Annotated in this window: 17 protein-coding genes; 10 read left to right on the top strand and 7 right to left on the bottom strand. The window is 66.8% G+C overall.

What is annotated here, in order from left to right; all coding sequences use genetic code 11:
* Nucleotides 1-56: 56 nt before the first annotated feature.
* The 4 genes from ACNFIA_RS15855 (at nucleotide 57) to ACNFIA_RS15840 (ending at nucleotide 5,466) form a co-directional block, all read left to right on the top strand.
* Entirely contained in the window at nucleotides 57-3,257 is a 3,201-nt protein-coding gene (locus ACNFIA_RS15855) for an efflux RND transporter permease subunit (protein ID WP_259754535.1), read from the top strand.
* A gap of 20 nt (nucleotides 3,258-3,277) precedes the next feature.
* The gene (locus tag ACNFIA_RS15850; protein ID WP_259759635.1) at nucleotides 3,278-4,690 is read left to right on the top strand and encodes an efflux transporter outer membrane subunit; all 1,413 of its coding nucleotides are present in this window, start codon (nucleotides 3,278-3,280) and stop codon (nucleotides 4,688-4,690) included.
* A 263-nt stretch (nucleotides 4,691-4,953) separates the two neighbouring features.
* Nucleotides 4,954-5,148: a hypothetical protein gene (locus tag ACNFIA_RS15845; protein ID WP_416786422.1), complete on the top strand. Its 195-nt coding sequence runs from the start codon at nucleotides 4,954-4,956 to the stop codon at nucleotides 5,146-5,148.
* Nucleotides 5,149-5,265: 117 nt separating this feature from the next.
* Complete coding sequence (locus ACNFIA_RS15840; protein WP_259754533.1) at nucleotides 5,266-5,466, top strand: hypothetical protein; 201 nt, start codon at nucleotides 5,266-5,268, stop codon at nucleotides 5,464-5,466.
* 103 nt (nucleotides 5,467-5,569) lie between these two features.
* On the opposite strand, the gene ACNFIA_RS15835 is transcribed toward ACNFIA_RS15840, so the two are convergent.
* From ACNFIA_RS15835 to ACNFIA_RS15825, 3 genes are read right to left on the bottom strand one after another with little or no spacing between them, the layout of a single operon-like run.
* Nucleotides 5,570-6,790 (bottom strand): CynX/NimT family MFS transporter, encoded by a 1,221-nt coding sequence (locus ACNFIA_RS15835; RefSeq protein WP_416786419.1) that lies wholly within the window; start codon nucleotides 6,788-6,790, stop codon nucleotides 5,570-5,572.
* Complete coding sequence (locus ACNFIA_RS15830) at nucleotides 6,787-7,242, bottom strand: nucleoside deaminase (protein WP_259754530.1); 456 nt, start codon at nucleotides 7,240-7,242, stop codon at nucleotides 6,787-6,789. Before ACNFIA_RS15830 ends, ACNFIA_RS15835 begins: the two co-directional genes overlap by 4 nt.
* Nucleotides 7,243-7,259: 17 nt before the next feature.
* Nucleotides 7,260-7,913, bottom strand: a complete 654-nt coding sequence (locus ACNFIA_RS15825; RefSeq protein WP_416786416.1) for an ankyrin repeat domain-containing protein — start codon at nucleotides 7,911-7,913, stop codon at nucleotides 7,260-7,262.
* A 120-nt stretch (nucleotides 7,914-8,033) separates the two neighbouring features.
* On the opposite strand from ACNFIA_RS15825, the gene ACNFIA_RS15820 reads away from it, so the two are divergent.
* A complete protein-coding gene (locus ACNFIA_RS15820; RefSeq protein WP_416786414.1) occupies nucleotides 8,034-8,900 on the top strand; it encodes a LysR family transcriptional regulator in 867 nt (288 codons plus the stop codon).
* On the opposite strand, the gene ACNFIA_RS15815 is transcribed toward ACNFIA_RS15820, so the two are convergent.
* Together ACNFIA_RS15815 and ACNFIA_RS15810 are read right to left on the bottom strand one after the other, a co-directional pair.
* Complete coding sequence (locus ACNFIA_RS15815; protein WP_259754526.1) at nucleotides 8,897-10,969, bottom strand: putative bifunctional diguanylate cyclase/phosphodiesterase; 2,073 nt, start codon at nucleotides 10,967-10,969, stop codon at nucleotides 8,897-8,899. The two genes, ACNFIA_RS15820 and ACNFIA_RS15815, sit on opposite strands and share 4 nt — an antisense overlap.
* Nucleotides 10,970-11,088: 119 nt before the next feature.
* Nucleotides 11,089-12,129: a metallophosphoesterase gene (locus tag ACNFIA_RS15810; protein ID WP_416786411.1), complete on the bottom strand. Its 1,041-nt coding sequence runs from the start codon at nucleotides 12,127-12,129 to the stop codon at nucleotides 11,089-11,091.
* A 115-nt stretch (nucleotides 12,130-12,244) separates the two neighbouring features.
* Between ACNFIA_RS15810 and ACNFIA_RS15805 the strand changes: the two genes are divergently transcribed.
* From ACNFIA_RS15805 to ACNFIA_RS15795, 3 genes are all read left to right on the top strand, one after another.
* On the top strand, nucleotides 12,245-13,675 hold the full coding sequence (locus ACNFIA_RS15805) for an ArnT family glycosyltransferase (RefSeq protein ID WP_416786409.1): 1,431 nt from the start codon (nucleotides 12,245-12,247) through the stop codon (nucleotides 13,673-13,675).
* 86 nt (nucleotides 13,676-13,761) lie between these two features.
* Nucleotides 13,762-13,947 carry a hypothetical protein gene (locus ACNFIA_RS15800; protein ID WP_416786406.1) on the top strand — a complete coding sequence of 62 codons (186 nt, stop codon included), beginning with the start codon at nucleotides 13,762-13,764 and terminating at the stop codon, nucleotides 13,945-13,947.
* Entirely contained in the window at nucleotides 13,935-14,849 is a 915-nt protein-coding gene (locus ACNFIA_RS15795) for an FUSC family protein (RefSeq protein WP_416786403.1), read from the top strand. The genes ACNFIA_RS15800 and ACNFIA_RS15795 overlap by 13 nt, the downstream gene beginning before the upstream one ends.
* A gap of 31 nt (nucleotides 14,850-14,880) precedes the next feature.
* On the opposite strand, the gene ACNFIA_RS15790 is transcribed toward ACNFIA_RS15795, so the two are convergent.
* Entirely contained in the window at nucleotides 14,881-15,639 is a 759-nt protein-coding gene (locus ACNFIA_RS15790; RefSeq protein WP_259754521.1) for a 3-oxoacyl-ACP reductase family protein, read from the bottom strand.
* A gap of 122 nt (nucleotides 15,640-15,761) precedes the next feature.
* On the opposite strand from ACNFIA_RS15790, the gene ACNFIA_RS15785 reads away from it, so the two are divergent.
* Nucleotides 15,762-16,685: a LysR family transcriptional regulator gene (locus tag ACNFIA_RS15785; protein ID WP_416786399.1), complete on the top strand. Its 924-nt coding sequence runs from the start codon at nucleotides 15,762-15,764 to the stop codon at nucleotides 16,683-16,685.
* A 142-nt stretch (nucleotides 16,686-16,827) separates the two neighbouring features.
* Nucleotides 16,828-17,085, top strand: coding sequence for a hypothetical protein (locus ACNFIA_RS15780; protein ID WP_259754519.1), 258 nt, complete (start codon nucleotides 16,828-16,830; stop codon nucleotides 17,083-17,085).
* Between the two features lie 58 nt (nucleotides 17,086-17,143).
* Here ACNFIA_RS15780 and ACNFIA_RS15775 read toward each other — a convergent pair whose 3' ends face one another.
* Nucleotides 17,144-19,645, bottom strand: coding sequence for a type VI secretion system Vgr family protein (locus tag ACNFIA_RS15775; RefSeq protein ID WP_416786396.1), 2,502 nt, complete (start codon nucleotides 19,643-19,645; stop codon nucleotides 17,144-17,146).
* Nucleotides 19,646-19,999 lie beyond the last annotated feature (354 nt).

Below are 19,999 nucleotides of genomic sequence, written 5' to 3'. Positions count from 1 at the left end.
TTGGGTGACCTTTGTCCCGGGTTTGGCGAACGATGCGTTCGCGACAGGAACCAGCCATGAACTTTTCGCAATTCTTCATCCAGCGGCCGATCTTCGCCGCCGTGCTCTCGCTGATCATCCTGATCGGCGGGGCCATCTCGCTGTTCCAGCTACCGATCAGCGAATACCCCGAAGTGGTGCCGCCCACCGTGGTGGTGCGCGCCAACTTCCCCGGCGCCAACCCCAAGGTGATCGGTGAAACCGTCGCCGCACCGCTGGAGCAGGCCATCACCGGCGTCGAGAACATGCTCTACATGTCCTCGCAGTCCACCGCCGACGGCAAGATGACCCTGACCATCACCTTCGCCCTGGGCACCGACCTGGACAACGCGCAGGTGCAGGTGCAGAACCGTGTGACCCGTACGCAGCCCAAGCTGCCCGAGGAAGTCACGCGGATCGGCATCACCGTCGACAAGGCCTCGCCCGACCTGACCATGGTCGTGCACCTCACCTCGCCGGATAACCGCTACGACATGCTCTACCTGTCCAACTACGCCATCCTCAACATCAAGGATGAGCTGGCGCGCCTGGACGGTGTGGGCGACGTTCAACTGTTCGGCATGGGCGACTACTCCCTGCGCGTCTGGCTGGACCCGAACAAGGTCGCCTCGCGCAACCTGACCGCCACCGATGTGGTCGCCGCGATCCGCGAGCAGAACCGCCAGGTCGCCGCCGGCGCCCTGGGCGCCCCGCCCTCGCCGAGCGACACCAGCTTCCAGTTGTCGATCAACACCCAGGGTCGCCTGGTCACCGAGGAAGAGTTCGAGAACATCATCATCCGCAGCGGCCCGGACGGCGAGATCACCCGTCTGAAGGACATCGCCCGCGTCGAGCTCGGCTCCAGCCAGTACGCCCTGCGCTCGCTGCTGGACAACCAGCCGGCGGTCGCCATCCCGATCTTCCAGCGTCCGGGCTCCAACGCCATCGCCATCTCCAACCTGGTGCGCGAGAAGATGGCCGAGCTGAAGAAGGACTTCCCGCAGGGCGTGGACTACTCCATCGTTTATGACCCAACCATCTTCGTTCGCGGCTCCATCGAGGCCGTGGTGCACACCCTGTTCGAAGCCCTGATCCTGGTGGTGCTGGTGGTCGTGCTGTTCCTGCAGACCTGGCGCGCCTCGATCATCCCGCTGGCCGCCGTGCCGGTATCGCTGATCGGTACCTTCGCGGTGATGCACGCCTTCGGCTTCTCGCTCAACGCGCTGTCGCTGTTCGGCCTGGTACTGGCCATCGGCATCGTGGTGGACGACGCCATCGTGGTGGTAGAGAACGTCGAGCGGAACATCGGGCTGGGCCTCACGCCTGTGGAGGCGACCAAGCGCGCCATGAAGGAAGTGACCGGGCCGATCATCGCCACCGCGCTGGTGCTGTGCGCCGTGTTCATCCCGACGGCGTTCATCTCCGGCCTCACCGGGCAGTTCTACCGGCAGTTCGCGCTGACCATCGCGATCTCCACGGTGATCTCCGCGTTCAACTCGCTGACCCTGTCGCCGGCGCTGTCCGCCGTGCTGCTCAAGGGGCACCACGAGCCCAAGGACCGCTTCTCGGTGCTACTGGACAAGCTGCTGGGCGGCTGGCTGTTCCGTCCGTTCAACCGCTTCTTCGACCGCGCCAGCCATGGCTATGTCGGCACCGTCACCCGCGTGCTGCGTGGCAGCTCCATCGCGCTGCTGCTGTATGCCGGGTTGATCGGCCTGACCTACCTGGGCTTCTCCAGCACCCCCACCGGCTTCGTGCCGCAGCAGGACAAGCAGTACCTGGTGGCCTTCGCGCAACTGCCCGACGCCGCCACCCTGGACCGCACCGAAGCGGTGATCAAGCGCATGTCGGAAATCGCCGGCAAGCACCCGGGCATCGAGCACACCGTGTCCTTCCCGGGCCTGTCGATCAACGGCTTCACCAACAGCCCCAACAGCGGCATCGTCTTCACCCCGCTCAAGGACTTCAGCGAGCGCAAGGGCCCGGGCATGTCGGCCAACGAGATCGCCGCCGAGCTGAACAAGCAGTTCGCGGACATCCAGGACGCCTACATCGCGATCTTCCCGCCGCCGCCGGTACAGGGGCTGGGGACCATCGGCGGCTTCCGCCTGCAGATCGAGGACCGCGGCAACGCCGGTTACGAGGAGCTCTACGCGCAGACCCAGAACATCCTCAACAAGGCCCGCGCGCTGCCGGAGCTCAACCCCATGTCGGTGTTCACCAGCTACCAGGTGAACGTGCCGCAGGTGGATGCCGCCATCGACCGCGAGAAGGCCAAGACCCACGGGGTTGCGATCAGCGACATCTTCGACACCCTGCAGGTCTACCTGGGCTCGCTGTACGCGAACGACTTCAACCGCTTCGGCCGCACCTACCAGGTGAACGTCCAGGGCGAGCAGCAGTTCCGTCTCGAACCCGAGCAGATCGGCCAGCTGAAGGTGCGCAACAACCTGGGTGAAATGGTCCCGCTGGCCACCTTCATCAAGATCAGCGACACCGCAGGTCCCGACCGCGTGATGCACTACAACGGCTTCATCACCGCCGAGATCAACGGCGCCGCCGCACCGGGCTACAGCTCCGGCCAGGCCGAGGCTGCCATCGAGCGCCTGCTCAAGCAGGAACTGCCCAATGGCATGACCTACGAATGGACCGAGCTGACCTACCAGCAGATCCTCGCCGGCAACTCCGCGGTGTACGTGTTCCCGCTCTGCGTGCTGCTCGCCTTCCTCGTGCTGGCCGCGCTGTACGAAAGCTGGGGCCTGCCGCTGGCGGTAATTCTGATCGTGCCGATGACCCTGCTGTCGGCCATCGCGGGCGTGATCCTGTCCGGTGGCGACAACAACATCTTCACCCAGATCGGCCTGATCGTACTGGTGGGCCTGGCGTGCAAGAACGCGATCCTCATCGTCGAGTTCGCCAAGGACAAGCAGGACGAAGGCATGGACCGCCTGAGCGCGGTGCTGGAAGCCTGCCGCCTGCGTCTGCGACCGATCCTGATGACCTCCATCGCCTTCATCATGGGCGTGGTGCCCCTGGTGCTGTCGTCCGGCGCCGGCGCCGAAATGCGCCACGCCATGGGGGTCGCGGTGTTCTCCGGGATGCTCGGCGTGACCTTCTTCGGCCTGCTGCTGACCCCGGTCTTCTATGTGCTGATCCGCCGCTTCATGGAAGCGCGTGAAGCGAAGAAACAGGCGCACCAAGCGCGCATCGCCCAGAACCACGAGGCCCACCAGGCATGAGCGTCATCACCATCAATGCTATGAGCAAGAGTGCCGTGAAACTGTTCGTCCCCACCCTGCTCGCGCTGGCCCTCAGCGCGTGCATGGTCGGCCCCGACTACCAGAAGCCGGACACCGCGCCGGCGCACCTGGACAGCAATGCCCAGGCCAATGACTACGACCGCAGCCGCTTCGAGGACGCCTGGTGGAAGCAGTTCGACGACCCGGTGCTGACCCAGCTCGTCGACCAGGCGCTGAAGGAAAACCGCGAGCTGCGCGTGGCCTATGCCCGCGTGCTGGCATCGCGGGCGATCCGCGACGACGTCGCCAATGACCGCTTCCCCACGGTCACCAGCCGCGCCGAAGGCCAGGTCGGCAAGGGCCAGGTGCCCGGCCAGACCGACGACCGGGTCAACCAGGAGCGCTACGACCTGGGCCTGGACATGATCTGGGAAGTCGACCTGTTCGGCCGCGTGCGTCGCCAGCTGGAATCCAGCGACGCGCAGAGCGAGGCCATCGTCGCCGACCTGCAGCAGTTGCAGGTCAGCCTGATCGCCGAGCTGGCCGATGCCTACGGTCAGCTGCGCGGCGCGCAACTGCGCGAGAGCATCGCCAGGAGCAACCTGGAGAACCAGCGCGAATCCCGCGACCTGACCATCCAGCTGCGCGACGCCGGCGTCGGCAGCGAGCTGGACGTGCAGCGCGCCGAAGCGCGCCTGGCCTCCACCGAAGCCAGCGTGCCGCAATTGCAGGCCGAGGAAGTGCGCCAGCGCAACCGCATCGCCACCCTCCTCGGCCAGCGCCCGGACGCGCTGAGCGTGGACCTGTCGCCGAAGAAACTGCCGGCCATCGCCAAGGCCCTGCCCATTGGCGACCCCGGCGAGCTGCTACGTCGCCGGCCGGACGTCGCCTCCGCCGAACGCCGCCTGGCTGCCGCCACCGCGGACGTGGGCGTGGCCACCGCCGACCTGTTCCCGAAAGTCAGCCTCGGCGGCTTCCTCGGCTACACCGCCGGACGTGGTTCGCAGATCGGCTCGTCCGCCGCCAGCGCCTGGGGCGTGGCCCCGAGCATCACCTGGGCGGCCTTCGACCTGGGCAGCGTGCGGGCCCGCCTGCGTGCCGCCAAGGCCGACGCCGATGGCGCCCTGGCGACCTACGAGCAGCAGGTCCTGCTGGCCCTGGAAGAGTCGTCGAACGCCTTCAGCGACTATGGCAAGCGGCAGCAGCGCCTGGTGTCGCTGGTGCGCCAGTCCGAAGCCAGCCGCAATGCCGCGCAACAAGCCGGCCTGCAATACCGCGAGGGCACCGTGGACTTCCTCAACCTGCTGGACGCCGAGCGCGAACAGCTGGCCGCCGAGGACGCCCAGGCCCTGGCGGAAGTGGACGTGTATCGCGGCATCGTGGCGATCTACAAGGCCCTGGGCGGCGGCTGGCAGCCGACACCCGCGGCCTGATCGATCCTCCCCGGTCGGGATTCTCTCGACCTTGGCCCTGCGGTCTGACGCTCCGGACCGTGGGGCTTTTTTATGGCGCGCGTTTCATGGCGATTGCGCTGCCAGCCTCGATCGACGTGGGAACTCCTAAACCTCAGGAAAAGGCTGAAGAATCTGTCAGAAACCTAGATATCTATCAGTATTTTCCGATAGCAAATGGTAATAAGCTGACTCTGGTTCAGATTCAGAATTCGCTGACATAAGAAATCAGGGAAGTCCGACCGGTGTTCATCGAGAAGGTCGAGGGAAGTCCATCCCCATCCAGTGACGCGGAACTCTGTCAGCTGCTCCACGCGGTACGCCGCGGCGACGTCATCCACCCCCGGCTCAAGCAGTTGCTGGTGCACCTGGGTTTCGTCGAACTGCGCGGCCTGCAGCTCATCCTCACCGGCAAGGGCAGGCACCTGATGAGGACCTGAACTTGGGCCTGGCGCCGTGCGCCGTTATCATCCGCAGCGAATTGCCAGGGATCAAAGGAGTTCGGTCCTGGCCTGGCCTAGACTTTCTATATCGGACCTTTCAGACAAGGAATTGCCATGGACCCCAGCGCCCATTTCATCCCCCTGGACCCCACCTCGGTCTTCGTTACCCTCGCCATCATCGTCTTCGGGATGTTCATGCTGGGCATCGGCTTCACCGTCCGTCATCGCCCGGTGGGCGTGTTCCTGATGTGGGTCGGCACGCTGAGCATGCTGTCGATCATCACCTACCGCATCTACCTCGCCACCTCGGTCTGACCGCACCACGCGCCTGAAACGATTGCGGACGGCGTCCGCTCCTACGTCAAGACCTGCGCAGGAGCGGACGCCGTCCGCGATGGGCATCCGCAAACGCCCCCCGCTACCGCTGCATCGCCCGCGCATACCCCTTGGGCGAAAAGCGCAACGTCACGCCCAGCATCAACACCACCGACACCGCCAGCAGGACCCACGACGCCTGGAAGCTGCCGGTGCTGTCGCGCAGCGCGCCGGTGATCCAGGGCACGATGCCGGTGACGATGAAGCCGATGCCCTGCACGAACGCCGCCAGGCGCCCGGCGGCGCCGGCATCGGCGAGGTGGTCGAGGGTCAGCGTCAGGCTCAGGGCGAAGCAGGCGCCCAGGCCGTAACCGATCATCGCTACCCAGAGGCCCGGCAGGTGCAGCGGCGCGGCGATCAGCCCGGCGAAGCCGGCGAGCTGGATCAGCAGGCACAGGCACAGCCAGCCCCGGCGGTCCAGCGAGCGGCGGATCAGCAGCGGAATGCTCAGCGCGGCGATCACCTGGAAAATGGTCATCAGGCCGATCAACTGGCCGCTGGCCTGGGCCGTCCAGCCCAGCTGGCGGTAATACACCGGCAGCCAGGCCACCATGCTGGTGTAGCCGCCGTTGATGAGGCCGAAGTACAAGGCCAGCAGCCAAGCGCGGCGGTTGCCGAAGTAGTGCTGCGCCTTCTGCTGGGGCGCCGCGGCGACCGGTACCTCCCGCGGGCGCGCCACGGTCCACAGCAGCAGGCCGACGACCGCCAGCAGCAGCCAGGCGCCCAGGCCGTCCTGCCAGCGCTGAAAGTGTGCCGACACCACCGGCGCCAGCACCGCGGCGCTCCCGCCGCCGGCCATCAGCGACGCCGAATACAGGCCCATGGCAGAGGGCACCTTGTGCGGGAACCAGCGCTTGATCACACCCGGCACGAACGCTTGGATCACCGCCACGCCGCAGCCGGCGAGCACCGCGCTGGCGATCAGGGCGACGCCGCTGTCCAGCAGCAGGCGCCAGAAGCACGCCGCGCCGATGGCCAGCAGGCCGACCACCATGCCCCGGCTCTCCCCCAGGCGCGGGCCGAGCCACGGCAGGCCCAGCGCGAACAGACCCATGCACAGCACCGGCAGCACGGTGAGCATCGACAAGCCCTGGAAGCCCAGGCCGGTGGCGTCGTGGATATCGGCCAGCAGCGGGCCGATGGAGGTGAGGATCGGTCGCAGGTTGATGCCCAGCGCAACGATCACCAGCAGGCCGACCCAGCCGGCGGAGTGGCTCCGCTCCGCCGCCTCGCCCTGCGCCGGTATGGCTGTACCGCGACTCACGAGCGCCGCTCCTGCCAGCGCTCGTACAACCCGTCCTCGCCGCTGGGGCGCAGGGCAAGCAGCGGCAGAGCCTGCCACTGCGGCGGCTGGGTCATCTGCTGGTAGACGGCGGCCGTCGACAGCCCGAACGGCTCGCCATCGTCGTTGGAATAGGCGAAGTACGCGCCCGCCACGCCGCACAGGTGCATGGCCGCCAGGCACATGGGGCACGGATGGCCGCTGGCGTAGATCACGCAGCCCTCCAGGCGCGGGGACGCCAGGTGCGCCGAGGCTCGGCGGATCGCCAGCAGCTCGGCGTGGGCGGTGGGGTCGGCATCGAGGTGGATCGAATTGGCGGCGCGGGCGATCACCCGGCCGTCCTTGACCACGAGGGCGCCGAACGGGCGGCCGCCGGCCTCGATGTTGTCGCGGGCCAGTTGCAGGGCCTCGCGCATGAAGACTTCGTGTGACATGGCAGTTTTCCAGTGGATCAATGCGCGCCGGCGGCTTCCAGCATCCTGGCGATGGTGGTCTGGTTGCGCTGGCGGGCGTGTTGCAGCGGCGTGACGCCGTCGTGGTCGGCCAGGTTCAGGTTCGCCCCGGCTTCGATGAGTTGTTTGACGATGGCCTGGTGACGCGGGCCGCCGTCGCTGAGCAGGATGGCTTCGAGCAGCCCGGTCCAGCCCAGCTTGTTGACGTGATCGGGATCGACGCCGGCTTTCAGCAGTGCCGCCACCACGTCCACATGGCCGCGCTCGCAGGCCGGGATCAGCGCCGTGCCGCCATAGCGGTTGGTGCTGCGCAGGTCGGCGCCGTGGGCCAGGGTCAGTTGGAGGATGCCCAGTCGCCCTTCGGCGCCGGCCAGCAGGTAGGCGCTGTCGTGGATGCGGTTCTGCCGATTGACGTCGGCGCCGGCGGCGACCAGCAGCCGCGCCACCGCCAGGCGATCCTGCGCGGTGGCCAGCAGCAGCGGCGTGTTGCCCTGGGCGTCGGTGACATCCACGGGAACGCCGCGCGCCAGCAGCGCCGCGACCTCGCTGTCGCGGCCGCTGGCCGCGGCCTTCAGCAGGGCGTCGGCGGCGGCGCGGCTGCGCACGTCTTCGGTCTGGATGGTCGGTTCGGCCTGTTCGGTCGGTATGTCCATGGGCGCTCCCCCGCGATGGCTGTGGTACCTCGACTCAGGTGCAGTCAATGGCCCGCAGTATGACGAAGGGATGTTCTATGCTGAAATTAAATAGAAACATGACTTCCAGTGGGAATCGAAATGCTTGACCCCAACCTGTTGCGCAGCTTCGTGATGGTGGTGGATGCCGGCAACTTCACCCGCGCCGCCGACCTGCTGCACCTCACCCAGTCCACCGTCAGCCAGCAGATCCTGCGGCTGGAACAGAGCCTGGGCTGCCGCCTGCTGGACCGCAGCCAGCGCCAGGTGCTGCCCACCGAACAGGGCGAGCGGTTGCTCGGCTATGCGCGGCGTATCCTCGAACTCGGCTCCCAGGCGCGCGAGGCGCTGAGCAGCGAGCACAGCGAAGGCGTGCTGCGCCTGGGGATGCCGGAAGACTTCGCCGGCGAACGGATGATGCCGCTGCTGGCGGCCTTCAGCGCCGAACGTCCGCGCTTGCGCCTGGAGGTTTCCAGCGGGCTCAGCCAGGAGTTGCTGCGCCAGTACCGCAGCGGCGAGTTGGACCTGGCGCTGGTCAAGCAATGGGGCGCGGACAGCGATTGCCTCGCCCACTGGCCCGAACCCCTGGCCTGGCAGGACAGTGCCGCCACGCCGGCTGCCGCACGCGACCCGCTGCCGCTGGTGGTATTCCCCCTGGGTGCGCTGTATCGCCAGGAAATGATCCACGCCCTGGAGGCCAGCGGCCGACGCTGGCGCATCAGCTACAGCAGCGCCAGCCTGGCGAGCCTGTCGGCGGCGGTGGCGGCGGGCATGGGCGTCAGCCTGCTGCCCTTGCGCGGGCGCCACGAAGGCCATCGGGTACTCACCGCACGCGACGGCTTCGCGCCCATCGAGGGGCTGGAGCTGGCGCTCTATGCACGCCCGGAGCTGGGCAGTGCCGGGCGCAGCCTGTGCGAGCAGTTGCGTGCGCTGTGCACGCAGCTGGCGGCCGTCACACCGGCGGACTAGGAGGCGCCCGCCGGCGCGCCGAGACGTTCGATCAGTTGCTCGGCCGGCACCGGCTTGCCGAGCAGGAAGCCCTGCAGCGAATCGCACCCCAGGCGCGTGAGGAAGTGCTGCTGGCCGGAGGTTTCCACCCCCTCGGCGACGATCCGCAGGTCCAGCGCCTGGCCCAGGGCAACGATGGCCGAGACGATGGCGGCATCGTCGCTGTCCTGCTCCAGGTCGCGGACGAAGCCGCGGTCGATCTTCAGCTCGTTGGCCGGCAGGCGCTTCAAGTACAGCAGGCTGGAGTAGCCGGTGCCGAAGTCGTCGATGGACAGGTCCACCCCCATCTGCGACAACCTGCCGAGGATTTCCAGGCTGGAGTCGGCATCGCGCATGGCGGTGGTCTCAGTGATCTCCAGGGTCAGGCAGCGCGCCGGCAACTGGTGGCGCGCCAGCGCGTCGGCCACCGACTGCACCAGCGCGGCATGGCAGAACTGCAGGGCCGAGAGGTTCACCGCCACCCGCCAGCTCTCGCGGCCCTGCAGGTACCACTGGCGCATCTGCCGGCAGGCTTCGTCCAGCACCCAGTCGCCAATGGGAATGATCAACCCGGTGCGCTCGGCCAGGGCGATGAAGGTGTCGGGCATCAGCAAACCGCGTTGCGGATGCTGCCAGCGCAACAGCGCCTCGGCGCCGATCGGCTCGCCGCTGGCGGCGAACTTGGGCTGGTAATGCAGGGTGAACTCGCGGCGCTCCAGGGCCGCGCGCAGGTCGTGGAGCAGTTGCAGGTGGTTGCGCGCGTTGGTGTTCATCGACTGTTCGAAGAAGCTGTAGCCGTTCTTGCCGTTGCCCTTGGCGTGGTACATCGCCGCGTCGGCGTTGCGCAGCAGTTCCTGCTGGCTGGCACCATCGCCGGGGTAGACGACGATGCCGACGCTGGCGGCAATGCGCAGTTCCTGCCCGGCGATCTGGAACGGCTGGGCCAGCAGGCTGATCTGCTGGCCGGCGAGGGTTACCGCATCCTCGGCGTCGGCCAGCTCGGCCAGCACCACGAACTCGTCGCCGCCGATCCGCGCCACGGTGTCTTCGCTGCGCAGGCTGTCGCGCAGGCGCTGGGCCACGGCCTTGAGCAACAGGTCGCCGACATGGTGGCCGAAGGCATCGTTGACCGGCTTGAAGCCGTCCAGGTCAAGGAACATCAGCGCGAAATGCCCGCCGCTGCGCTGCACCTTGCCGATCAGTTGCTCGATGCGGTCCTCCAGCAGGATGCGGTTGGGCAGGCGCGTGAGATTGTCGTGCAGGGCGAGCTGGGTCAGCTCCTGGTTGGCCAACGCCAGCGACGAGGTGAGCTGCGCGGTGCGCGATTCCAGGCGCGCGTCGAGCACCGAGGTGAGCAGCGCGATGCCGATCACCGCCAGGGTGACGATGATGATCAGCAGCGCCAGCCAGTCGCTGTTCAGCCCGCTGGGAGAGGCACCGCAGAAGCTGCCCAGGGGGAAGCGCGCGGCGGCCATGCCGGTGTAGTGCATGCCGACGATGGCCACGCCCATCACCAGCGCGGCGCCGGCGCGGGCCAGGCGCACAAAGGGGGTGTTGTGGCGCAGGCGGAAGGCGATCCACAGCGCGGCGCCGGAGGCGGCCACGGCGATCAGCAGGGACAGGCCGAAAAGGGTCGGGTCGTAGTCGATGCCCGGCTGCATCAGCATCGCGTGCATGCCCAGGTAGTGCATGCTGCTGATCCCGGCGCCCATCGCCAGCGCGCCGCAGACCAGTTGCCAGAGCGGCAGGCGGTCCTGGCTGACCAGCGCCAGGGCGAAGCCCGAGCTGAGCACGGCGATGGCCAGCGACAGCAGCGTCAGGGTGAGGTCGTAGCCCAGCGGGATCGGCAGGCTGAAGGCGAGCATGCCGATGAAGTGCATCGACCACACGCCAATGCCCATGGCCACCCCGCCCCCGCCGATCCACAGCAGCACCGGCCAGCCGCGGGTCGTGACGATGCGTCCGGCCAGGTCCAGGGCGGTGTAGGACGCCAGCATGGCGACGCACAGCGAGATCAGGACGAGGGCGGGATCGTAGCTACCGGTAAGCATGGGGATTCTCTGCAGGACTCACGCGCTGAAGGCTACGCACGGTCCCTGCGCGCAAAAAGTCCCGGATTCTAACGAAATCCCCTGCGCCGCCACTACTGGCCAGTGGCCCTGTTCGTCGCCTATTGCGCGCCGTCCTCGGGCGTCAGGCAGCCCTGGGCCATCCACGGGCAGGTACGCGCCCAGGTAAAGCCCTTCTCCCGCGCGCCTTGCGGGTCGTAGTAAGCCAGTTGCAGGCCCTGCGCGGTGAAGGCCAGCCGGGCGAAACCGTGCTGCTCGACGGCGAACAGCGTGCCGTCGGCCGGCTCCCTGGGCTTGAGTCCGTCCAGGGTCTGGCCGCCGCCGCCGGAAACCAGCCAGGCCGGCTCGCCGGGGCGGACGATGACTTCCTGGTTGTGCTCATGGCCGGACAGGTACAGATCCACGCCACTGCGCTGCATGGCTGGCAACAGTTGCTGCAGCAAGGCGCTGTCCTCGCCGTGCTTGCCGCCACTGCTGCGCAGCGCGTGGTGCGCCACCACCATTTTCCAAAGCGGCGCCGGGCCGGGCGCGGCGAAGGCCTCCTGCAGGAAGTCCGCCTGATGCTGGCGGCCAGCGCCATCGGCATTGGTATCCAGGAACACCACGCGCAGCAACGGACGCCCATCCACTTCGCCAAAGTCGCGGGTGTAGAACGGCGCCGGCATCTGCCAGCGCCCCGACCCCATGTGCTGGCGGGCGTAATCCAGCTCGACGACGGAGGAATCGGGGTAATCGTGGTTGCCCAGCACCGCGTAGAACGGCACGCGGCTGAGCCAGCGGCCGTGGTAGACGCGTTCGAACTTGAGCTGCCAGGCCGGGTCGCCGACGCCGCTCAGGGCCTTGCCGTAGAAGTTGTCGCCCAGCAGCAGGACCATGTTCAGCCCGCCTTCGCTTTCGGCGACGCGCTCCATGCCCTCCGCCACGCGCCATTGCTGCAGGTCGCCGCTGCCCTGGTCGCCCAGCGCCATGAGGGTGACCCGGGTGGGGTCCTGGCCCTGCAAGGGCGTGTAGGGGGCCGGCGGCACCAGCACCATGAAACCGGCCAGGCAGCCGACCACCAGGATCAGGACGGCCAGTGCCAGCAACAGGTAGCGTCGGCGAATCCGAGGGCCAGGGCGGGACGCGGGCAGACGCGGGGACATGACAACCCTCGGGTGAAGAGCGGCGAGGGAATCAGTGAAGCACCGCGAAGGTTAATTCCGCGTTAACGAAATGTCGCCTATACATGCAGGCAACCCGCCCCGCCCTGGACTCGCCATGCGCCCGCAACGCCGCCATTTCCTGCTGCTCCTCCTGCTGGGCGGTCTGCTGTTTTTCGGCGCGCTGGGCAATCACCAGTTGCAGGGTTCCACCGAGCCGCGGGTGGCCGGTATCGCCATGGAGATGCACCTGGACGGCGACTGGGTGACCCCGCGCCTGAACGGTGTACCGTTCCTGGAAAAACCGCCGCTGAGCCTGTGGCTGGACGTGGCCGCCATCCGCCTGTTCGGCCCCACGACCCTGGCCGTGCGCCTGGCCTCGGCGTTCGCCGGGCTGTTCTGCGTGCTGCTGCTCTACGGCGTGCTGCGGCGCGTCGGCCGCCCCGCGACGCTCGCGCTGCTCGCCTCGCTCCTGCTGATGACCCTGGCAAGTTTCTGGGCCAATGCGCGTCAGGTCGGCGAAGACGCGCTGCTCACCCTGGGCGTAACCCTGGCGCTGCTGGCCTTCCTGCAAACCTGGCTCACGCCGCCGGGGCGGATGCGCCATTGGCTGGTCTTTGCCGTGGGGATCGCCATCGCCACCCTGAGCAAGGGGGTCCTGGGCCTGGCCCTGCCCGGCGTGGTGATCTTCGCCTGCCTGCTGTGGGACAGCCTCGCCCAGCGCCGGCTGGAGGTCCTGGCGTGGCTGCGCCCCTTGCTCTGGACGCTGGCGGCCCTGGTGCCCCTGCTGGTCTGGCTGCTGTTTCTCTACCGCGACGGCGGCAGCGCGGCCCTGCGGGAAATCCTCTGGACCAACAGTGTCGGGCGCTTCGATGGCTCGTTCAGCGAGGCCGGGCACTTCGAGCCGTTCTACTACTACCTGGCGCGCCTGCCGCAAGCCTTCCTGCCGTGGAACATCCTGCTCTACCTGGGGCTGTGGCATTTCCGCAAACGCCTGGCGCGGGACCGCTACCTGCTGTTCTTCTGCCTGTGGCTGGCGGCGCAGTTCGCCCTGCTCACCCTCGCCTCCAGCAAACGCATGGTCTACCTGATGGCGCTGGCCCCGGCGGCTGCCGTGATCGCCGCTGAGTACGGCCACGCCCTGCTGGCGCGCTGGCAGGCCCGCGCCACACCCCGGATGCGCAGCACCGCCGTGTGCCTGGCGCTGGTCGTGCCCGCCTGCTACCTGAGCTACGCGATCTGGATCGAACCCCGCGCCGACCGGCAGGAGTCCTTCCTGCCGTTGACCGAGCGGATCCGCCAGCACCAGATGGCCGGCCGCCAGGTGGCGTTGTTCCAGCCCAGCGAACGCCTGGCCGGCGCCGGCGTGTTCTACAGCCGCAGCCTGCTCCCGGCGCTGCAGAGCCGCGAAGAGCTGATGAGCTTTCTCGACCAGCCGGGCGAGCACATCGCCCTGCTGGAAAGCGAAACGGTGCCGCAGGCGCCGCTGAGCGTGCTGCAGCGCTTCCGTGTCGGCGAGCGCGACTACTACTTCGTCGGCCATCAATAAGCGCGAGATTGACTCAGGGCCGCCCGTTCCGGCCCGCAGCGGCTACCCTTGCAGCATCGCCACCGCCCGCACAGGAGCCGCTTCCCTTGGCGAAACAACCCTCGACCCTCACCCTGCCGTTCCGCCGCCTGGCCAACCCCTACACCCGCTACCGCTACGCCGCCTGGATCCACTGCGTGCGCGTAGGCCTGGCGCTGCTCGCCTCGATGCTGCTGACCAGCGCGCTGAAGCCCCCCACGGCCTCTGGGCCTCGATCACGGTGCTGGTGGTGATGGGCGGGCTGGTGCACCAGGGGACGATTCGCGGCAAGTCCTACGAACGGGTGGTCGGCACGCTGGTCGGCGCGGCGCTGGGGCTGTGCGTGATCGCGATCTACGACCAGAGCCGTTCGCTGCTCCTCACCTACCTGACCATGTCGGTGCTGGGGGCGGCCTCGGCCTTCTATGCCATCCGCCGTCCCGGCTACGTCGCGCTGCTGGCGGGGATTACCCTGTGCATCGTCGCCGGCCCCGGCGAAACCGGCTTCACCGAAGGGCTGTGGCGCTCGGCCAACGTGCTGATCGGCGTCGCCGTGGCCCTGCTGTTCTCGCAGATCTACCCGCTGCGCGCCGTCTACGTCTGGCGCTACCTGCTCTCGGACAACCTGCGGGCCTGCGCACGGATGTACGGGCAACTGTCCTCCAACCACGATTTCACCGCCGAGCATTTCGCCCGCCAGTTGGAGGAGCTGGACCATCGTCTGGTGGCGGCCCGCGCGCACCTGGGGCCGGTCTCGCGGGAGACGGGCATGCCGCTGCGCGAGCTGGAGATCATCCAGCGCATCCACCGAGCGATCATGGGCACGCTGGAATCGCTAATCGCCTCGCGGCAGTTCGCTGCCGAGGCCGGGGAGATAGAACCGGTGCCGGCCAGTCTCGACGCACACCGGCAGATCATCGGCCGCCTGCTGCTGCAATCGGCCCATGCGCTGAAGTTCAGCCGCACCAGCAAACTGGTGCAGGCCTGCCAGGGCCTGGACAACCTCCCGGCGCGGCCGCACAACCTGACCGACTCCTTCGAGAAGCAGGGCTTCTACTGGCTCACCCTGCGCCTCTACGAACAGGTGGAGATGCTCTCGGAAAAGCTCGCCAGCACCGCCGAACACTGGAACATCCAGAGCCGCGACCGGACCTGAGCCCGGCCGCGCTGCTGTTATCGGGTGCCCATCAAGCCCCGAAGCCGCCGTCGATGGTCAGGCTGGCGCCGGTAATGTAACCGGCTTCCGGGCCGGCCAGGTAGGCGACGAAGGCGGCGATTTCTTCCGCACGGCCGTAACGCCCGACCGCCATCAGGTCCATCAGCGAGGCGGCGAAGTCGCTGTCCGCCGGGTTCATGTCGGTATCCACCGGGCCGGGCTGCACGTTGTTCACGGTGATCCCGCGCGGGCCGAGGTCGCGGGCCAGGCCCTTGGTCAGGCCGACGATGGCCGACTTGCTCATCGCGTACACCGCGCCGCCGCCGAAGGGCATGCGGTCGGCATTGGTGCTGCCGATGGTGATGATGCGCCCGCCCTGCCCCATGTGCCGCGCGGCGGCCTGGGTGGCGACGAAGACGCTGCGCACGTTCACCGCCAGGGTGCGATCCAGGTCTTCCAGGCTGAAGTCTTCCACCGGGGCGATGGCCAGCACGCCGGCGTTGTTCACCAGGATATCGATGCCGCCCAGGCGCTGGGCCGCGGTGTCGATGGCGTGCTGCACGGACGCCGCGTCGCCGCTATCGGCCTTCAGTGCCAGGGCGCGGCCGCCGGCGGCTTCGATGCTGGCGGCGAGGTCGTCGGCCTTCTGCGCCGAGCTGACGTAGGTGAAGGCCACGGCGGCGCCTTCCTGGGCCAGACGCTGCACGATGGCGGCGCCGATGCCGCGGGAGCCGCCCTGGACGAAAGCGACTTTGCCGGCCAGGGGTTGGTGGGTGTGGGTGGTGGTCATGGGGTATCTCCAGAATCAGGGGGGTGGGTGAGTTCGACGGGGCCAGTTTCGCGCTTGGACTCGTTACTCGGTAGCCAGCAATCGCTATATTCAGTCGATACCAAACGTCCGGAATACCACCCATGGAAAGCCTGATCAGTATCGAATGCTTCGTCCGCAGCGCCGAGGCCGGCAGCTTCGCCGCCGCCGCACGGCGCCTGGGGCTGACCCCGGCGGCGGTGAGCAAGAACGTGGCGCGGCTGGAAAACAACCTGGGCGTGCGGCTGTTCCAGCGTAGTACCCGCAGCCTGACCCTGACGGAATCCGGCGAACGATTTCTCCAGGAGGCCGGCGGCGGCCTGGCCAGCCTGCAGAGCGCCATCGCCAACCTGGCCAGCGCCGACGGCCAGCCCAGCGGCGTGCTGAAGGTGAGCATGGGTCTGGTGTTCGGCCGCGACTACATCCTGCCGCTGCTGGGCGACTTCCTCGACCGCTACCCGGCGATCCGCCCGGACTGGCATTTCGACAACCGCCAGGTCGACCTCATCGCCGAAGGCTTCGATGCCGCCATCGGCGGCGGTTTCGAGCTGCCGCCCGGCGTGGTGGCGCGCACGCTGTGCCCCGCGCACCTGGTGCTGCTGGCCTCGCCGGCCTATCTGGAGGCGCGCCCGGCGATCCGCTACCCCTCGGACCTGCCCAGCCACGACGGCATCCGCATCCGCTCGCCGCAGACCGGCCGCGTGCGCCCCTGGCCGCTGACCAACCGCCAGCAGGCCCAGGCGCCGATCGCCCTGAAGGAGCGCATGACCTTCAGCGACCCGGAAGCCGCCTGCGTCGCGGCACTCATGGGCCTGGGCGTCACCCTGGTGAGCATGCAGCACGCCGTGCCCTACCTGGACAGCGGCCGCCTGCTGCGGGTGCTGCCGGAGTGGTACGTGGACGCCGGCAACACCGCGCTGTACTACGCCGCGCAGAAGCTGTTGCCGGCGAAGACGCGGGTCTTCGTCGACTACGTCATCGAGCACTTCCGCGGCCACGGCCTGGAGCGCAGGTTCAGCGCGATCTGACGGGCGACACGGCGGATTGGCCTTTGCCTGACACGGGTCAGAAATGAATTGAATTCGCAGGGCGAACGCTTGTCGATCATTAGCAAGCTACCGTAATTTCGAATTTCTTCGATTCGGCATTCGAGATGCAAGGAGAACCTGCATGAAAAAATATGCCCTGCTTCTGGCCATGGTGTTTTCCGTACCGGCCTTCGCCGACAGCGCGCTGTGCGACGGCAACCTGCAGCAGATCAACGACTTCCTCAAGACCGCGAGCCCGAACGCCACCGGCGTGAAAGTGAATGCGGTCCACGAGTACCTCGCCAAGGCCGAGGCGGCGAAAAAGGCCGGCGACTACAAGGAATGCGTCAACCAATCCAGCCAGGCGCTGCGCGTGATCAAGAAGCCCGCCAACCGCTGAGGCTCCACAATGAGAACAGGCCGCATCAGCGGCCTGTTTTTTATCTGCGCTGCGCAGATCAATCCTTGGGACCATGCGCCTGATAGCGCCTCCAGGCTGCCGAGCCCGTTTTCGTGTAACTCATATAGACGCAAATGGGGCACCAGTGCCCTGCCCGAACAGCTCCGAATGTCGTGTCCCACGTATGCCCGCGCGCGCACTGCCAGCGATATTTCACGGCGGCGCCGAAGTACGCGTCAGCAAGACACTGCCCGCCGTGCCTCGCGGCAGCTTCGTGCATGTCCGCCAGGGTCAGCCATTTAGAATCCTTGGCGCATTGGGCGCACCAATGCCCTTTGCGTACCGTATAGAACAACGCCTCCCAGACATGCCCCTTCGAGCATTGCCACCGATGCTTGGCCTTCGCGCCCAGGAAGGCTTCGGACAGGCATTGCCCACCGTGAAGCACAGCGGCTTGCTGCAAAGGCTCGAGATCGGCGGCCTTGTCATCCTTGCCGCACTGCAAACACCAACCGCCCCCGCGTACGCGTGCGTACCTTGCCTCCCAGACATGGCCTCTGGCGCAGCGCCAGGTATAACGATCCTTGTTCGTCATGAACTGCGCAGAGAGAAACTCCCCTCCGCGCGACCGGGCCAGGCGCCGAGCGTCGTCGATATCCAATCTCCTCGCCGTACCCTTGCGTCGGCATTTGAAACACCAGGTCTGGTTCTTCAGTACATTTGCCGCCACTGCCTCCCAGGTGTGCCCTTCCGAACAGCGGAACAGATACTTGAAATTCTGCCCACGATAGACAGTGGACAGGCATTCGCCTCCCCGTCCTTTGGCATACGCCTGCAAGCGCGGCAGCGCCTTGCTGGATACTCTTCGCAACGCCCCCGCCCGGCGCACGCAGAGGGGGCACACACTATCGCGAACGGAAGACGTATAGCTGCGCGTCCACTCATGACTCGGGTCATGCTGGCAGCGGAACCGGTAATGGCTGTTCTGGCCATTCCATTGATCGTCCAGACACGTGCTTCCGTCTTGCTTGGCCTTGTCGTGCAAGCGCTTCAACTTGTTATTCGCAGGAGTTCGTAGGACGTTTCGCTTGTAGTTGCGCAGGGTAACGTGGTCGGGGTGCTGGGAATCGTGGATGGCGTGGGCGATATACGGCTGGTCGGGGTCTCCATTACCGGCGAACGCAACTCTCACCTCGGTGCCTTGGATCAGTGGCAGGTGCAGTCCGAAGGTGTCTCCAGCGTACGGCCTGGCTAGACGTAGCCAGCAGCTCTCCTGCCCTGGCTTCCACTCGTCGCGGTCGAACAGGAAGCTGACGCGGTACCTCCCTTCCATGTCGATATGGCCGTAAAGGTCGTTGGGCTCGGGGCTGGTGATGCGGGCAGGAATGGTGCCGGCAATCACCGGCTTGGGCGGCACGTCCGGGCGGAAGCAGATGTGCTCGGCGTAGGGAATGGCCTCGAACTGCACCTCGTAGCTGCGGTCGCGGGCGGCGCTGGTGTAGAGGCGAACAATGACCGCGCCGGGCGCGAAGGCCTCGGGCGCACCGTTGATCTTCAGCACCTGGCCGGGGGCGATGGCGGGGCTGCTGGTGAAACCGGTCAGGCGGGTGCGCTGGTTGAGGTAACGCTCGTGGGCGAGGCGGGCATAAAAGTAGGCGCTTTCGCTTTCCAGGTCTTCGTCCTGGGCGTAGGGGTCACCCAGGGTTTTGAAGGTGTCTGCATAATGGTACGGCTCGCCGTAGGTGGTTTTCGGCGAGCGGATCAGGTCGGCGGCGGCGTCCAGTTGGGCAGCGGCATCGCGATGGTAGTAGGCGCGATTGGTAACCCGTTGCTCCACCACTTGGTGGCTGGCTTGCAGCCCCCAGACGGCATCCTTGCCGCTGCTCTCCAGGCTGGAGAGTGGCCGCAGCGGCAACGGCGGCGCAGGCAGATAGTGACGCTGATCGTCTGAAAATTCACACACATCAATCTTCAGGCGTGCGTCCATGCTGAAGCGGTACCAGATTCCTACTTCAGCGGTCAGACGCTGAATGAAGGCAAGGTCATCCTCGCCGAACTGCATGACCATTTCTCTTTGCGCGTATTCGCGGGTCAGTTCGATGAGGAAATCCTGGCCGCGCAGGTCATGGCGACGCAGCACCTGCTCGACGATCTCGGGCACGCTCTGATTCTGGTAGATGCGGTACTGGCGACCGCGTGACAACAGCTTCAGGCGAGGCTCGAGGGTTACTTCGTAATGGGCCTCATCGCGGGAGCCTGCGATGCGTTTGAACGCTGTGATGACGCCATGCAGGGTGCGCAACGGCGCGGCAAGCGGCGGCGTGTAGCCAGGGATGCCGAACTGCTCGGGCGGCGCGCGAAGGCTGAAACTGGCGTCCTTGCCGAGAATGTCGTCTGCAGCCAAGTCCTTGGTGGAGCTGGTGAATTCGATGCGATAGGCGAAGGTCTGGCTGAGCGCCTCCTCACCAGTGAAGGCCAAGACATCGAGCGGCGCATCGACGCTCTGTATGTTGAGCGAGTGACGGCTGTGGTCGAAGAAGGTGCGCAGTTCATTGAGCATCGATTGCTCCTTTTCTTCCCTGGTGGATTGAAGGCAAGGAGCACAACGCGGCAGCGATCTTCATGGCGATGCATCCCTGTAAGCGCGGTTCTGGAAGAAACACACCCTGCGGATGCTTTGGAGCCTTGGATAGCCATTGGAAGCGGAATAGAACCCGTCTTACGCGATCTTCAGATTTGGCGGTCAATACCTGAAGCAAAACACCTCGACGAATCGAATCTCCACGTGCGAAATATGCCGCTGCTGTACCAGAGGCATGCGTATAAGAAAACGCGACGTAATCGCGCCAGTTACTTGACGGGTCGAAACGAAAAAGCCCCGCCTAGGCGGGGCTTTTTCATGGCGGCGAATCGG

It is taken from the genome of Pseudomonas sp. NY15437 (assembly GCF_048068435.1).
Classification (GTDB): Bacteria; Pseudomonadota; Gammaproteobacteria; order Pseudomonadales; family Pseudomonadaceae; genus Pseudomonas; species Pseudomonas nitroreducens_B.
The sequence above is the reverse complement of the archived record's forward strand: the minus strand, read 5'-3'. Positions and strand labels throughout refer to the sequence as shown.